General features: G+C 64.7%; 1 protein-coding gene and 1 pseudogene. Both read right to left on the reverse strand.

The window, feature by feature from the left end; all coding sequences use genetic code 11:
- Window positions 1-18: 18 nt before the first annotated feature.
- On the reverse strand, window positions 19-135 hold the full coding sequence (locus tag TR36_RS16510) for a hypothetical protein (RefSeq protein WP_370553470.1): 117 nt from the start codon (window positions 133-135) through the stop codon (window positions 19-21).
- A 147-nt stretch (window positions 136-282) separates the two neighbouring features.
- A pseudogene (locus TR36_RS14590) lies at window positions 283-496 on the reverse strand (erythrose-4-phosphate dehydrogenase); the annotation flags it as partial.

Below are 496 nucleotides of genomic sequence, written 5' to 3' on the forward strand. Positions count from 1 at the left end.
GGCGATTGCCCACCATTGTCAATGCATGAGCCGCGCAAGCATGCCGCCGGGCTGTCTTTCCACCCTTCCTTCCAGCTCCAGTTGCAGCAATTCCGCCGCAACCGCACTGGCAGGGGCGGCCACATCCCGGATCAGCTGATCCNTCGGGGATCGGGCTNGGCCCCAAGCCTGTCAAGAATACGCGCCGCAAGCCCACCGGCAGCAACCGGCATANGCCTGCGGCAGGGTGCGGGCAGGCCTGGCTGTCGCAGGTACCATCCGCCGCGGGGCGGGCACATGCTCTGCAGCTTCGAATACCAGATCCACAACCGATACGTTCGGGGTCGGTACGCGGATAGAAACGCCGTCCATCTTGCCCTTCAGCTCGGGCAGAACCAGACCGACAGCCTTGGCAGCACCGGTGGATGTCGGGATCATCGACAGGGCGGCGCCCCGTGCGCGGTACAGATCCTTATGCGCGGTATCCAGCGTCGGCTGGTCACCGGTATAAGAGTGG

It is taken from the genome of Falsirhodobacter sp. alg1 (assembly GCF_000739715.2).
Lineage (GTDB): Bacteria > Pseudomonadota > Alphaproteobacteria > Rhodobacterales > Rhodobacteraceae > Falsirhodobacter.